Here is a 13,684-nt window from a genome sequence, read left to right on the forward strand (position 1 = left end):
GGTGCGCTCAGTGGCGTGCTCGCGCCGCCTGGTGACGTCGCGTCAGCCACAGGGCGCCTGCCGCGCCGGCGAGCAGGACCGTCCCGCCGAGGGTGCCGAGGGCGACGGCCGAGTCCTCCGGCCCGGTCTGCGGAAGTTCGGAGCCGGATCCCGAGCCGGAGCCGCCGCCCTGGGTGGAGCCGGTGGCGCCGCCGCCGCTCGCGGCCGTGACGTCGAGGGTCAGGGACGGGCCCGGGTCGTTCGTCGGCGTGCACGTGGTGGTCGTGCCGAGCGCCTTGATGGTGAGCACGCCGGCCGTGAAGGTGACCTCGCCGCTCTTCTTCGGCGTGTACGTGCCGCTCAAGTCGTTGATCTTGATCGGCGTGTTGGCGGGGATCGCGGCGTCGTTGGCGGGGCCGGTCACCGTCATGGTGCCGCCGTCAGCGCCGCCCAGGGCGATGGTGGCGCTCGGGGTCATCGCGCCCTTGCCCAGTTCGACCGGGCTGGAGGAGACGCCCTTCTGCCAGGACATGGTGATCCGGTAGCCGTCGCCGCTCCTGGCACCCTTGATGTCGATGGGCGAGACGGCGCTCTTGTCGCCGATCGGCGTCTTGCACTGGTAGTTGACGTCGACGACCTCGGCCCGGGCCACGGGGGCGGCCATCAACACCACAGAGCCGGCCAGGGCCGCGGCGGACGCGAGCGCGGCGGTTCGATTCCGGTACGACACGGTGCCGCTCCCCTCCTGTTACTGACGGGGTATCAGATCGGGCCGTCAAGGTACGCCCGGGGCGTCGAGGAAGGAAGACACGTGCGCGCGGGATCCGTGGGGATCCGGCGCGTGAGGGGTGACGGAGGGGGGATGCGCGGCGGAAGTGCCGTGGGGCGGCCAGGGACTCAGGCCTCAGGGCCGTAGGCATTCAGGCCTCAGGGCGTTAGGCATTCAGGCCTCAGGGCCGTAGGTATTCACACACTCAGACCTCAGGCACTCAGGCACTCAGACCTCAGGCACTCAGGCACTCAGGCACTCAGGCACTCAGGCACTCAGGCAGCGAACTGCCCGCTCCCCTTCACCCGAACGGCCGAGGGAGGAACCCGCGTCCGGCGTGCGCGCAACGCCGCCGGATCAGGCAGGGGCTCCCAGTTCGGCCCACACCGTCTTGCCGGCGACTCCCGGCGTGCGGACGACGCCCCAGTCCAGGCACAGCCGCTGGACGATGAACATGCCGTGGCCGCCCGGGCGGCCCGCCCGGTGCGGGGTGCGGGGGGACGGCTGGCCGGTGCCCCGGTCGGCGACCTCGATGCGGATCACCTTGTTGTCGCAGGTGATCCACAGCTGGTCCGGCCCCTCGGCGTGCAGGCAGGCGTTGGTGACCAGCTCGGAGACGACGAGCAGCACGTCCTCGGCGGCGGCCCGCTGGTCCGCGGAGGCGGCCGGCAGCCAGCCCCACGCGTACAGCGCCTGGCGGGCGAAGTCACGGGCGAGCGGGACGACACCGCTCGCGCCGTCGAAGCTCAGCCGGCGCACCTGCCGGCCCCCAGGCGGTGCCGCGGCTCCGGACGGCGCGGACACGCCCTCGCCGGACGCACCGCCCGCCGGTACGCCACCCTGGGACGACGCCCCGGAAGCGCCGCTGGGCTCCGGCCCGCGGTCGCCCGGCGAGTAGGGCCGGGTGGTGCTCATCAGCGCTTCACCTCACCGATTCACCAGTTCACAATTCAAAAAATTCACTACACAGTCAGTCACGCGGTGCGCGGCACGACGGTTTCGCGGCGCCCTTGCCGCCCTGATGGACGACCGTTTCAGGATGTCTCCTGCCCGAGCGGACCGTTGGAACACCCCCGTATTCGATACGAAGGGCGTGACGGGGGTAGGGCATCGGTCACAGGGGGATGGCCGAGGCTCGGCGCGCCGAGGCACCGCCGGTCAGCCCGACTCGTCGGCCAAGGCCGCCTCAAGCGTGTCATGGACGCTGAAGACCGCATCCGCGCCCGTGATCTCGAACACGCGTGCCACCACCGGCTGCATCCCGGCGAGCGTCACGCCACCACCGGCGGCCTCTGCCTTCAGTCGCGCCCCCAGGAGCACGTTGAGCCCCGTGGAGTCGCAGAACTCCAGGCGCGCGCAGTCGATGACCAGACGCTTGAATCCCTTGGCGAGGCAGTCGTCGAGTGGCTCGCGCAACAGATCGGCGGTGTGGTGATCCAACTCACCCGCCGGGGTCACGACGGCACTAGAGCCCTCTTCCCGCACCTCCACCAGAAGCCGGCCAGACTGTGCGCTGCCGACTGTCCCGCGGTCCATGCCGTCTCTCTCTCCCGACGTCGTGACTGCTGCTGACGCCCACGAACACTACGCCTTCCCTCCACGCTTCGACACCCGAACAACCACGCACAAACGGACATATGCCCACAAAACGCACTTGCGGTGGGCTCGGGAAAGCGGGTAGGCCTAGTAAGGACACGTAACCGACACGGCCGGCTTTGGAGGCGCCGCACACCGCAGTGCACGTACTGGCTCCGGCAGCCATATGCCGAGAACGATGGAGGACATCATGTCACCCCGGCTCGACGCATCGCGTACCCAGGAAGCGACGTCGACACCCCCTCCGGAACATCTGGATCCCATCGAGCAGGTTGAGACGCTCGTCACACCGGACGACCTTCTCGCCGGACTTCCGGACATCCCCCCGTACGAGGAAGTCGACGCGGTCGACGCACGGGCCCTGTCCAAGACCCTCTTCGAGCGCCTCGAGTCGCTGGAGGAAGGCACCCACGAGTACTCGTACGTCCGCAACACGCTCGTCGAACTGAACCTCGCACTGGTCAAGTTCGCCGCCTCCCGGTTCCGCTCCCGCAGTGAGCCGATGGAGGACATCATCCAGGTCGGCACCATCGGCCTGATCAAGGCGATCGACCGCTTCGAGCTGTCTCGGGGTGTCGAGTTCCCCACATTCGCGATGCCGACCATCGTCGGCGAGATCAAGCGCTTCTTCCGCGACACCTCGTGGTCCGTGCGCGTTCCGCGGCGGCTCCAGGAGCTGCGGCTCGACCTGGCCAAGGCCGGTGACGAGCTGGCCCAGAAGCTGGACCGCGCCCCGACGGTGACCGAGCTGGCCGAGCGCCTCGGCATCTCCAACGACGAGGTCGTCGAGGGCATGGCCGCGTCGAACGCCTACACCGCCTCCTCGCTGGACGCCCAGCCGGAGGAAGACGACTCCGAGGGCGCCCTCGCGGACCGCATCGGCTACGAGGACCACGGGCTCGAAGGCATCGAGTACGTCGAGTCGTTGAAGCCGCTGATCGCCGAACTTCCCCCGCGTGACCGGAAGATCCTGTCGCTGCGCTTCGTCGCGGGCATGACCCAGTCGGAGATCGGCGAGGAACTGGGCATCTCCCAGATGCACGTGTCGCGTCTGCTGTCCCGGACGCTGGTACGGCTGCGCAAGGGGCTGACTGTCGAGGAGTGATCCTCGCCGGACGAGATCCTCACCGGACGACGCTGTACCGGGTGAATGCTTCCTTCGGGGGCGGACCGAACGGTCCGCCCCCAGGCGCGTGCCGTCGGCGGTCTACCAGGGGTTCAGGATCAGCGCGGCCGTCGGGACGAGCGGAGCCGCCAGGCTCAGCAGCCAGTACGTGCGCGGAGCAAGGGCCGTCCGGTGGCGCAGCGGCATGTTGGCGAGCCACCAGATCAGTCCGTACAGCGTGACCACGGGGACGACGATCACGAGCCAGAGGGCCATGCCGTCGTTCTCCGTCGGTTCCCGCACGGTCCAGCCGAGTTCGGCGAGCGGCCAGTTCACCACGAGGTACCACAGCAGCCAGAACGGCACCACGCCCGGGATCCCGAGCAGCACGTTCACCAGCAGTGGCGCCGACCAGTGCCTTGCCATCCGTCCCCGCCCTCCGGTGGTGCCGGTCGTCCGCCGACGCCAACCGCATTGTCCCGGAGCCGGTGATCACACCACGCGCTGCCCGCGCCGCCAGACTCCGGTGACCAACGGGACGCCCGGACGGTAGGCCAGGTGGACGTGGCTCGGGGCGTCGAGAAGCGTCAGGTCGGCGTACGCGCCCGGGGTGACGCGGCCGATGTCGGTGCGCCGGAGGGCCGCGGCGCCGCCCGCCGTGGCCGACCAGACGGCCTCGTCCGGGGTCATGCCCATGTCCCGTACAGCGAGCGCGATGCAGAACGGGACGGACGAGGTGAAGGACGAGCCCGGGTTGCAGTCGGTGGAGAGGGCCACGGTGGCGCCCGCGTCGAGGAGGCGGCGGGCATCCGGCCACTCGGCGCGGGTGGAGAACTCCGCGCCGGGGAGGAGGGTGGCGACCGTGCGGCTGTTCGCCAGGGCGTCGACGTCCTCCTCCGTCAGGTGGGTGCAGTGGTCGGCGCTGGCCGCGTCGAGTTCGACCGCCAGCCGCACGCCGGGGCCGTAGGAGAGCTGGTTGGCGTGGATCCGGGGGTGCAGGCCGCGTGCCTTGCCGGCGGTGAGGATCGCGCGTGCCTGGTCGCCGTCGAAGGCGCCCTTCTCGCAGAAGACGTCGATCCAGCGGGCGTGCGGGGCGCAGGCGTCGAGCATCTCGCCGGTGACGAGGGCGACGTAGGCCGCCGGGTCCTCGGCGAACTCGGGGGCGACGATGTGGGCGCCGAGGTAGGTGACCTCGTCGGTGTGGCGGGCGGCGACGCGCAGGGCTCGGGACTCGTCGTGGGTCGTGAGGCCGTAGCCGGACTTCGTCTCGAAGGTCGTGGTGCCCTGGCGGAGGGCCTCGGCGAGGTAACGGGTGACGTTGGCTTCCAGTTCCTCGTCCGTGGCGGCGCGGGTGGCCGCGACGGTGGTGCGGATGCCGCCCGCGCTGTACGGCCGCCCCGACATCCGGGCGTTGAACTCCTGCGTCCGGTCGCCCGCGAAGACGAGGTGGGAGTGGGAGTCGACGAAGCCGGGGAGGACCGCCCGGCCGCCGGCGTCGACCCGATTGTCAGTGGCGGGTGCTTTGCTTTGATCACCGGTCCACGCGATGCGGTCGCCTTCGATGACGACGGCCGCGTCCTGGATCAGTCCGAGGGGGGAATTGTCACCGAGGGAGGGGTCGTTGGTGACCAGGGCGGCGATGTTGGTGATGAGCGTGCTTGCGGTGCTCGCGGAGTGGGCGGGGCTGACGGTCGTCGCGTTGCTCATGGCGTCCTTGGTGGCCTGGTCGGCGGTGGGGTCGGGTTCGGGGGCCGACCGCTCGGAGGGGCGGCCCGGGGTCATCCGCGCAGGGCTGCGACGGCGTCGGCGAGGGCTCGCGGCACATCCGGTACGAGCGAGTGCGCCCCGTCCCGTACGACGTGCCGGCCTCCCACGACCGTATGCGACACGTCTGCTGCCGACGCGGCGAATACGGCCGTCTCGGCCCCGAGCCGCGGAAGCGGCCCTGCCGTCCTGACCGAGTCGAGCGCGATCGTCGTGAAGTCGGCGAGCGCGCCGGGCTCCAGGGCGCCCGCGTCCTCCCAGCCGAGTGCCGAGTGCCCGTCCGCCGAGGCGGCCCGCAGGAGGGCCGCCGCCGTCCAGTGGCCTCGGGTACGGGTGCGCAGGCGCTCGTTCAGCTCCATGGCGCGTGCCTCTTCGAGCAGGTCGATCACGGCGTGGCTGTCGGAGCCGAGGGAGAGCGGCGAGCCCGCCTGCTGAAGGGCGACGGCGGGCCCGATGCCGTCGGCGAGGTCCCGCTCGGTGGTGGGGCACATGCAGGTGCCGGTGCCGGAGCCTCCGAGCAGGGCGATGTCCTCGTCGGTGAGGTGCGTGTTGTGGACGCCGGTGGTGCGCGGGCCGAGCACGCCGTGGTCGGCGAGCAGCCGGGCCGGGGTGCGGCCGTGGGCCTCCCGGCAGGCGTCGTTCTCGGCCGTCTGTTCCGACAGGTGCACATGGAGCGGGGCCCGCCGCTCCTCCGCCCACCGGGCTACGGTCGCCAGCTGGTCGGCGGGCACGGCCCGTACGGAATGGATCGCCGCCCCGATCCGCGCGTGATTTTGTTCCTTGAGAACTGAACAGCGTTCGGCCCAGGCGTCCGCCGTGCCGTCGGAGAAGCGGAGCTGAGGGGTGGTGGGCGGCTGCCCGAAACCGGAGGAGAGATAGGCGGTGTCGAGGAGGGTGATGCGGATCCCGGCTTCGGCGGCGGCCGCGATCAGGGCCTCGCCCATCGCATTGGGGTCGGCGTAGCGGGTGCCGCCGGGGGCGTGGTGGACGTAGTGGAACTCGCCGACCGCCGTGATGCCGGCCAGGGCCATCTCGGCGTACACGGCGCGGGCGAGGGCGTGGTAGGTGTCCGGGGTGAGCCGGGCGGCCGTGGCGTACATGACCTCCCGCCAGGTCCAGAAGGTGCCGGAGCCGACCTGGACGGTGCCGCGCAGGGCGCGGTGGAAGGCGTGGCTGTGGGCGTTGGCCAGCCCTGGGAGGGTGAGGCCGCGCAGGACCTCGGCACCGGGGGGCGGGGTGGCCGTGCCGGGGCGGACGGCGGTGATGCGGCCGTCCCGGACGTCGAGTGCCACGCCCGGCTCGACGTGCGTGCCGAGCCAGGCGTGCTCCAGCCAGTACGTGCGCGTGGCTGCTGTGGTCACCTGCACGTCAGTCCTTCCAGTACGTCGGCGAGTGCGAGTACCCCGGCCACGCAGTCGTCCTCGGTGGCGGACTCGGCCGGTGAGTGGGAGACGCCGGTGGGGTTGCGCACGAACAGCATGGCGGTCGGGATGCTCCCGGACAGGATCCCGGCGTCGTGTCCGGCGCCGGTGCCGAGGACGGGGACGGTGAGGTCGGCGTCCCTGCCGAGGATGCGGGCGAGTTCGTCACGCAGGGCGTGGTCGAACTCGACCACGGGGGTGAACGACTCGCGCACGACGGCGAGATCGACGCCGTGGGCGGCGGCATACTCCCCGGCAGCCTTCTCGACGCCGGCGACCACGGCGTCCAGGCTGTCCTGGTCGGCGGCGCGCGAGTCGAGCCAGCCGCGCACGAGGGAGGGGATGGCGTTGACGCCGTTCGGCTCGACGGCGATCTTGCCGAAGGTGGCGACGGCACCGGCGAGTTCGGCCTCGCGGCGGGCGGCGAGGACGGTCTCGGCGTAGGACAGCATGGGGTCCCGCCGGTCGGCGAGCCGGGTGGTGCCAGCGTGGTTGGCCTCGCCCCGGAAGTCGAACCGCCACCGGCCGTGCGGCCAGATCGCGCTGGCGATGCCGACCCGGTCGCCGGACAGGTCGAGGGCCCGGCCCTGCTCGACGTGCAGTTCGACGAAGGCGCCGATGCGGGCGAGCCGCTCGGGGTCGGGCCCGATGGCGTCGGGGTCGTATCCGGCGGCCTCCATGGCCCGGGGCAGGGTCACGCCCTCGCCGTCGGTGAGCCGGTGGGCCTGTTCGCGGGTGAGCTGCCCGGCGGTGAGCCGGGACCCGACACAGGCGAGCCCGAACCGGGCGCCCTCCTCGTCCCCGAAGTTCACGATGCCGAGGGGCCGGGTGAACCGCGCGCCCCGGCCGCGCAGTTCGTCCAGTGCGGCGAAGGCGGACACGACTCCGAGGGGACCGTCGAAGGCCCCGCCGTCCGGCACGGAGTCGAGATGCGACCCGGTGACAACGGCGTCCCCGGCGGCGGGGTCACCCAGCCAGGCCCACTGGTTCCCGTTCCGGTCGACCTCGTAGCGCAGTCCGCGGGCAGCGGCCTGCTCCTCGAACCAAGCCCGGCAGTCACCGTCGACACCGCTCCAGGCGAAGCGGCGGTAGCCGTGGGAGGCGGGGTGCCGGCCGATGGGCAGGAGGTCGCGCCACATCTGGTGGAAGGAGGCGCCGACAGGCCGCGGACGGTCTCCCGACCCCAGCGAACCGGTGCCGTTCGCTTCGGTCACGCCTCGTCACCCTCACGCATCGGGACACGGACGCCCTTCTCCTGAGCCACCGACTCCGCGATGTCGTACCCGGCGTCGACATGCCGGATGACTCCCATGCCGGGGTCGTTCGTCAGCACCCGCCGGATCTTCTCGCCGGCCAGCCTCGTACCGTCGGCCACCGTCACCTGCCCCGCGTGGATCGACCGCCCCATACCGACACCGCCGCCGTGGTGCAGGGACACCCAGGACGCCCCGGACGCCACGTTCACCATCGCGTTCAGCAGCGGCCAGTCGGCGATCGCGTCGGACCCGTCGAGCATGGCCTCGGTCTCCCGGTAGGGGGACGCGACGGAGCCGCAGTCGAGGTGGTCGCGGCCGATGACGACCGGCGCGGCCAGCTCCCCGCTCGCGACCATGTCGTTGAACCGCTCACCGGCCTTGTCCCGCTCGCCGTAGCCGAGCCAGCAGATGCGGGCGGGCAGGCCCTGGAAGTGGACCCGCTCCCCGGCCATGCGGATCCAGCGGGCCAGGGACTCGTTCTCCGGGAAGAGGTCGAGGATCGCCTTGTCCGTCTTCGCGATGTCGGAGGCCTCGCCGGACAGGGCGGCCCAGCGGAAGGGGCCCTTGCCTTCGCAGAACAGCGGGCGGATGTAGGCGGGGACGAAGCCGGGGAAGGCGAAGGCCCGGTCGTATCCGGCGAGTTGCGCCTCGCCGCGGATGGAGTTGCCGTAGTCGAAGACCTCAGCGCCGGCGTCCATGAAGCCGACCATGGCCTCGACGTGCCGGGCCATGGACTCGCGGGCCCGGGTGGTGAAGCCGGCCGGGTCCTTGGCGGCGGCGTCGGCCATGTCCTCGAAGGCGGTGCCGAGGGGCAGGTAGGCCAGCGGGTCGTGGGCGGAGGTCTGGTCGGTGACGATGTCGATCGGGGCGCCCATGGCGAGCAGCTGCGGCACCAGCTCGGCGGCGTTGCCGAGGACGCCGATGGACAGCGGGCGGCGGGCGTCCCGGGCCTCCTCGGCGAGCCGCAGCGCGTGGTCCAGGGAGTCGGCCTTGACGTCCAGGTACCGGTGCTCGATGCGCCGGTCGATGGCGCGCGGGTCGCAGTCGACGCAGATCGCCACACCGTCGTTCATCGTCACGGCGAGCGGCTGGGCGCCGCCCATCCCGCCGAGACCGGCGGTCAGCGTGATCGTCCCGGCGAGGGTGCCGCCGAACTTCTTCGCGGCGACGGCGGAGAAGGTCTCGTAGGTGCCCTGGAGGATGCCCTGGGTGCCGATGTAGATCCAGGAGCCGGCCGTCATCTGCCCGTACATGGTCAGGCCGAGGGCCTCCAGACGGCGGAACTCCTCCCAGTTCGCCCAGTCGCCGACGAGGTTGGAGTTGGCGATGAGGACGCGCGGGGCCCACTCGTGGGTCTGCATGACGCCGACGGGCCTGCCGGACTGGACCAGCATGGTCTCGTCCTGCTTCAGCCCCCGAAGCGTCCGCACCATCGCGTCGAAGGAGCGCCAGTCGCGGGCCGCCTTGCCGGTGCCGCCGTAGACGACGAGCTTGTCGGGGTGCTCGGCGACCTCCGGGTCGAGGTTGTTCTGGAGCATGCGCAGGGCGGCTTCCTGCTGCCATCCCAGGGCGCTCGTTTCCGTGCCGCGCGATGCTCGGACGGGGCGGGGTCCTGACATGGTCTGCCTCCTGGTGGGTGCTCCCGGCGATGTTGCTGCTTCTATTCACATCCTGGCCTCATGAATAGAGCTAGTCAATACGTCGGGGCGTCGGCGCGGCGGTGCCGTGGATGTTTGGCTGGATGCATGGGCACACACATCGAGGCGGAAGAGGCGGACGACACCGGCGCCGGCCGGGCGGCCCGGCGGGACGAGGCGGTGCGGGCCGCGGTGGAACAGGGGCTGCTCGGGCCGGACCGCCCCATCGTCGGGCTGCTGGACGTCACCGGCATCCGGGAGTCGGCGGCGGAGCTGCGGGCGGCCTTCGACGCGGTCGTGGCACCGGGTACGCCCGTGCTGCACGCCTTCGCGGTGAAGGCGACCCCGCTGGTGCCGGTGCTGCGGCTGCTGCGCGAGGAGGGCGTCGGCGCCGAGGTGGCGAGCCCCGGCGAGCTGGCGCTGGCACGGGCGGCGGGGCTGGGCCCGGAGATGACGGTGCTGGACTCACCGGCCAAGACGCCCGGGGAGCTGCGCGAGGCGCTGGCCCTGGGCATCGCCGTCAACGCGGACAACCCGCAGGAGCTGGACCGCATCGACGCCCTGATGAGGTCCGCCGCCAGCCGGTCCCCGCTCGGGATACGGGTGAATCCGCAGATCGGCGGGGGTTCCATCGAGGCGACGTCCACGGCCACGGCGACGTCGAAGTTCGGAGTGGCGCTGCGCGACGAGGGCGCCCGGGAGTGGGTCGTCCGGGCGTATCTGGACCGGCCGTGGCTGACCCGGCTGCACGCGCACACCGGGTCCCAGGGGGTCCCGCTGTCCCTGATGGCGCGGGGCGTGGCGGAGACGTACGAGCTGGCGGAGGAGATCAACCGGCGGGCCGGGCGGCGGCAGGTCGACACGCTCGACATCGGCGGCGGGCTGCCGGTGAATTTCGCGACGGACGCGACGACGCCGACGTACGCGCAGTACGCGCGGACGCTGGCCGAGGAGGTGCCAGGGCTGTTCGACGGGCGGTACGGACTGGTGACGGAGTTCGGGCGGTCACTGCTGGCGAAGCACGGGACGGTCGTGGCGCGCGTCGAATACGCCAAGAGCGCGGGCGGCCGGCCGGTGGCGGTCACGCACGCGGGCGTGCAGGTGGCGACGCGGACGGTGTACGCGCCGGAAGCCTGGCCGCTGAGGATCGCCGCGTACGACCCCAAGGGGCGCCCGAAGGACGGTCCGGCCGTCGTGCAGGACGTGGCCGGACCGGCGTGCTTCTCGGGCGACCTGCTGGCCGAGGGCTGTGCGCTGCCGTTGCTGGGGCAGGGGGACTTCGCGGCGGCGCTGGATACGGGGGCGTACTACTTCGCGCATCACTATGCGTACAACTCGCTTGTCCGGCCTGCGATCTACGGGTTCGGGCCGGGCCAGGAGGGGCGTGTCGCCTTCGCGGTGGTGCGGGAGGCGCAGACGGTCGAGGAGGTCGTGGCGGAGTCCGGAGGGGCTCAGGTCGATGCGCTGGTGGGCGGCCGGGCGCCGTGGGTGCTTCCGTAGTGTGCCGGCCACACGTCCGACATGGCTGGTCGCGCGGTTCCCCGCGCCCCTGGGCCGGTCTCCTCCCTGCCCGGTCAGACGAGCGCCGGTGTTTTCCTTCGCGCCCCGCCGGGGGCAGCGTCGCCCGCCGCGACACCCGTGCTGCGGTACGCCTTGACCCGCTTGCCCGCGGGGCCGCCCGCGCCCCCGCGCAGCCAGTCCACCCGCACCCACAGCAACGCCTCGTCCGCGCGCTCGCGGCGGCCGAGCCACGCGGCCTTCAGCCACAGGCCCGCGCCGCAGCCGGCCAGGAGCAGGCCGGCCGCGGCGGGTACGGCGAAGGCGCTGCCCAGGGCGGCGAGGAAGGCGAGGACGAGCCACCAGCGGAGGTGGCGGCGCCAGTTGCGTGACGTGACGGCGCGGTCCTGGAGGATGTCGTGCTTGCCGGCGCGGGCCGCGCAGGCGGCGAGGGTGACGTAGCGCTTGCGGCGTCCGTAGGCCACCGCGGCCGTCGCCAGGACGAACAGTGCCGCCCCGGCCAGGACGCCGATGCGACGGCCCGTCAGTCCCGGGGGCAGCGAGCCGACGCCCGCCGCGACCACACCCAGCCACCACAGCGGTGCCGCCCCCGCCCGTACGACGACGGCCACCCGAGCGAGTCCCTGTCCTCCGCGCGTCACGTTCATCCTCCGTCCGGTCTGCGAAGCGCCTGAAGGGTGTTACAGGAGAAACACGTTAGCGACACAACGTGAGACGAGTCTGAGAATGCGGTGCCCGTGCGGTCAGTCGACGAACAGTCCCCGGGCCGCCGCCTTCACGTCGAACTCCTCCAGGCGGGACTGGGCCTCCGGCAGGTCGTCGCACATCGCCTCCAGCAGGACCCGGCCGAGCAGCATCGGGGCGCAGGCCGTGTCGAAGGCGAGGCCGGTGCCGACGGCGGCGGGGAGCAGCAGGTCGGACATCTTGGCCACCGGCGCGAAGGCGGAGTCGGCGACCGTGACGACGGTCAGCCCGGCCTGTCGGGCGTAGTCGAGGGTGTCGACGACCTCGCGGGGGTGCCGGGGCAGCGCGAAGCACAGCAGCGCGGTCGCACCGGCCCGGACGGCGGCGTCGATGCGGTCGTGGAGCATCGTGCCGCCCTCGTTGAGGAGCCGTACGTCGGAGTGGACCTTGGCGGCGAAGTAGGCGAAGCCGTGCGCCTGGGCGGCCGCCGCCCGCAGCCCGAGCACGGGGAGCGGGCGGGAGGCCGCGAGGAGGCGCCCCGCCCGCTGAACGGGGCGGGGGTCGGCCAGGGCCTCCGCCAGGTGCCGCAGGTTCTCGATCTCGGCCTCGACGGCCTGCTGGTACTCGTTGTAGGACCCGGCGTCCGCGGCGGGTTCGGCGGGGGCGACCTCGCGCAGGTGGCGGCGCAGGGCCGGGTAGCCGTCGAAGCCGAGCGCGACGGCGAAGCGGGTCACGGACGGCTGGCTGACCCCGGCCAGTTCGGCGAGCTCCACGCTCGACAGGAACGGCACGTCGGCGGCGCGCCGCACCATGCTGTGCGCGATGCGCCGCTGGGTCGGCGTCAGCCGGTGGCCCTCGAAGAGCGCCTGCAACCGCGCGGCAGGGCTGTCGGTCGCGCTCATGACGTGTACTCCCCCTCGCCTATTCAGTAGCTGAGGATTCTGCATGAGCATATGCAGACCGGCAAGCGGGACCGAAGGGCCGGCCCTGCCGCTGAACGTCTCTCGGCACCCCGACGTACTAAGGACATCCGTAGTCGATGCGGAGGGCAGCGATGGGAAGTCCGACCCTCAACTGGATGCTGGCGGCGATCGCCGCACTCGTGGCCGTGGTGAGCGCGGCCCGGCTGGCAGCCGCCGACAGCAGAAGGGCCCGGTTCGCGGCCGGAGGCGATCTCGTCATGGCCGGCGGCATGGCTGCGATGTTCCTGCCCGCGACGGCGTCCGGCTTCGGCGACCACGGTCTGTGGTGGGTGGCGGCGTTCACCGCCGTCGGCCTGGGTGGCGTGGCCCTGTCCGTACGCCATGCCCGGCTGCACGGCTGGCGGCACGGCCGCCGCTGGGCGCATCACATCATCGGCAGTGCCGCCATGGTGATCATGACGCTCGCCATGCCCGGTACGAACTCCGCGCCGGTCCTCGCGGTGGGCGGGCACTCGATGGCCGGCATGGGCCACGGGCACGGATCCGACACCGTGGGGATGGCGGGCATGGCCGGGACGGAGGGCATGGACCACTCCTCGGGGATGACCGCCCACGGCATGACGACCGGCGCGGCCCACAGCCCCGCCTCGGGAGACTCCGCTTCCGTGTGGCGTGCCGTCCTGCTCGCCCTCGCCGTGTACTTCCTGCTCTCGATCGTCGCGGCCGTCTGGGCGCGGCTCCGGGGCACCGACCGGCCGGCGGGTGCGGGCCGCGCCGCGGGCAAGGGCCGCTGGGCGCGGCGGCTCCTGGCCCTGCCCGACGCGATCGTGGTGTTCGCCGCCTCCCTGGCCCTCTCCGTCTGGGACAGGGCACGGCCGGGAGGTGACAGGCGCCGGGCCCACGCCGCAGCGGGCAGCCGAAGCCGCCGTCGCCCACCGGGCACGTCACCGGGCGCTGCGCTGACGGCCCACATCGGCATGGGCGGCACGATGTGCGCCATGCTCGTCATGATGGCCGCCTGACCACCCGTCG

13 protein-coding genes are annotated in these 13,684 nt (G+C 72.3%); 3 read left to right on the forward strand and 10 right to left on the reverse strand.

Translation table 11 applies throughout. The features are described from left to right. Positions 1-7 precede the first annotated feature (7 nt). The 3 genes from ABFX81_RS40885 to ABFX81_RS40895 form a co-directional block, all read right to left on the reverse strand. A complete protein-coding gene (locus tag ABFX81_RS40885; RefSeq protein ID WP_086842745.1) occupies positions 8-709 on the reverse strand; it encodes an LPXTG cell wall anchor domain-containing protein in 702 nt (233 codons plus the stop codon). 396 nt (positions 710-1,105) lie between these two features. Beyond that, on the reverse strand, positions 1,106-1,663 hold the full coding sequence (locus tag ABFX81_RS40890; protein WP_086842747.1) for an ATP-binding protein: 558 nt from the start codon (positions 1,661-1,663) through the stop codon (positions 1,106-1,108). A gap of 243 nt (positions 1,664-1,906) precedes the next feature. Further along, positions 1,907-2,284: an STAS domain-containing protein gene (locus ABFX81_RS40895; protein WP_086562403.1), complete on the reverse strand. Its 378-nt coding sequence runs from the start codon at positions 2,282-2,284 to the stop codon at positions 1,907-1,909. A 250-nt stretch (positions 2,285-2,534) separates the two neighbouring features. Here ABFX81_RS40895 and ABFX81_RS40900 point away from each other — a divergent pair, with 250 nt between their 5' ends. Further along, positions 2,535-3,449 (forward strand): RNA polymerase sigma factor SigF, encoded by a 915-nt coding sequence (locus ABFX81_RS40900; protein ID WP_086842775.1) that lies wholly within the window; start codon positions 2,535-2,537, stop codon positions 3,447-3,449. 102 nt (positions 3,450-3,551) lie between these two features. On the opposite strand, the gene ABFX81_RS40905 is transcribed toward ABFX81_RS40900, so the two are convergent. From ABFX81_RS40905 to hutU, 5 genes are all read right to left on the reverse strand, one after another. Then, positions 3,552-3,875, reverse strand: a complete 324-nt coding sequence (locus ABFX81_RS40905) for a hypothetical protein (protein WP_086842749.1) — start codon at positions 3,873-3,875, stop codon at positions 3,552-3,554. A 66-nt stretch (positions 3,876-3,941) separates the two neighbouring features. Beyond that, complete coding sequence (gene hutI, locus ABFX81_RS40910) at positions 3,942-5,231, reverse strand: imidazolonepropionase (protein ID WP_086842751.1); 1,290 nt, start codon at positions 5,229-5,231, stop codon at positions 3,942-3,944. Further along, complete coding sequence (locus ABFX81_RS40915; RefSeq protein ID WP_428837266.1) at positions 5,228-6,580, reverse strand: formimidoylglutamate deiminase; 1,353 nt, start codon at positions 6,578-6,580, stop codon at positions 5,228-5,230. Before ABFX81_RS40915 ends, hutI begins: the two co-directional genes overlap by 4 nt. Next, positions 6,571-7,773: an allantoate amidohydrolase gene (locus tag ABFX81_RS40920; RefSeq protein WP_346139617.1), complete on the reverse strand. Its 1,203-nt coding sequence runs from the start codon at positions 7,771-7,773 to the stop codon at positions 6,571-6,573. Before ABFX81_RS40920 ends, ABFX81_RS40915 begins: the two co-directional genes overlap by 10 nt. A gap of 71 nt (positions 7,774-7,844) precedes the next feature. Then, positions 7,845-9,509, reverse strand: coding sequence for a urocanate hydratase (gene hutU, locus ABFX81_RS40925; RefSeq protein WP_086842755.1), 1,665 nt, complete (start codon positions 9,507-9,509; stop codon positions 7,845-7,847). 126 nt (positions 9,510-9,635) lie between these two features. Between hutU and ABFX81_RS40930 the strand changes: the two genes are divergently transcribed. Further along, positions 9,636-11,027: a type III PLP-dependent enzyme domain-containing protein gene (locus ABFX81_RS40930; RefSeq protein ID WP_086842757.1), complete on the forward strand. Its 1,392-nt coding sequence runs from the start codon at positions 9,636-9,638 to the stop codon at positions 11,025-11,027. A 74-nt stretch (positions 11,028-11,101) separates the two neighbouring features. Here ABFX81_RS40930 and ABFX81_RS40935 read toward each other — a convergent pair whose 3' ends face one another. Beyond that, complete coding sequence (locus ABFX81_RS40935) at positions 11,102-11,686, reverse strand: hypothetical protein (RefSeq protein WP_086842779.1); 585 nt, start codon at positions 11,684-11,686, stop codon at positions 11,102-11,104. Between the two features lie 102 nt (positions 11,687-11,788). Further along, complete coding sequence (locus ABFX81_RS40940; protein WP_086842759.1) at positions 11,789-12,631, reverse strand: MurR/RpiR family transcriptional regulator; 843 nt, start codon at positions 12,629-12,631, stop codon at positions 11,789-11,791. A 152-nt stretch (positions 12,632-12,783) separates the two neighbouring features. Between ABFX81_RS40940 and ABFX81_RS40945 the strand changes: the two genes are divergently transcribed. Beyond that, on the forward strand, positions 12,784-13,674 hold the full coding sequence (locus ABFX81_RS40945; protein WP_346139595.1) for a DUF5134 domain-containing protein: 891 nt from the start codon (positions 12,784-12,786) through the stop codon (positions 13,672-13,674). Positions 13,675-13,684 lie beyond the last annotated feature (10 nt).

Source organism: Streptomyces coeruleofuscus (assembly GCF_039532725.1).
Lineage (GTDB): Bacteria > Actinomycetota > Actinomycetes > Streptomycetales > Streptomycetaceae > Streptomyces > Streptomyces coeruleofuscus.

Excerpts from the sequence above, each read along its gene's own strand:
- ABFX81_RS40890 (WP_086842747.1), bottom strand. The coding sequence starts at position 1,663 with ATGAGCACCACCCGGCCCTACTCGCCGGGCGACCGCGGGCCGGAGCCC.
- ABFX81_RS40895 (WP_086562403.1), bottom strand. The coding sequence starts at position 2,284 with ATGGACCGCGGGACAGTCGGCAGCGCACAGTCTGGCCGGCTTCTGGTG.
- ABFX81_RS40900 (WP_086842775.1), top strand. The coding sequence starts at position 2,535 with ATGTCACCCCGGCTCGACGCATCGCGTACCCAGGAAGCGACGTCGACA.
- ABFX81_RS40905 (WP_086842749.1), bottom strand. The coding sequence starts at position 3,875 with ATGGCAAGGCACTGGTCGGCGCCACTGCTGGTGAACGTGCTGCTCGGG.
- hutI (WP_086842751.1), bottom strand. The coding sequence starts at position 5,231 with ATGACCCCGGGCCGCCCCTCCGAGCGGTCGGCCCCCGAACCCGACCCC.
- ABFX81_RS40920 (WP_346139617.1), bottom strand. The coding sequence starts at position 7,773 with ATGTGGCGCGACCTCCTGCCCATCGGCCGGCACCCCGCCTCCCACGGC.
- hutU (WP_086842755.1), bottom strand. The coding sequence starts at position 9,509 with ATGTCAGGACCCCGCCCCGTCCGAGCATCGCGCGGCACGGAAACGAGC.
- ABFX81_RS40930 (WP_086842757.1), top strand. The coding sequence starts at position 9,636 with ATGGGCACACACATCGAGGCGGAAGAGGCGGACGACACCGGCGCCGGC.
- ABFX81_RS40940 (WP_086842759.1), bottom strand. The coding sequence starts at position 12,631 with ATGAGCGCGACCGACAGCCCTGCCGCGCGGTTGCAGGCGCTCTTCGAG.
- ABFX81_RS40945 (WP_346139595.1), top strand. The coding sequence starts at position 12,784 with ATGGGAAGTCCGACCCTCAACTGGATGCTGGCGGCGATCGCCGCACTC.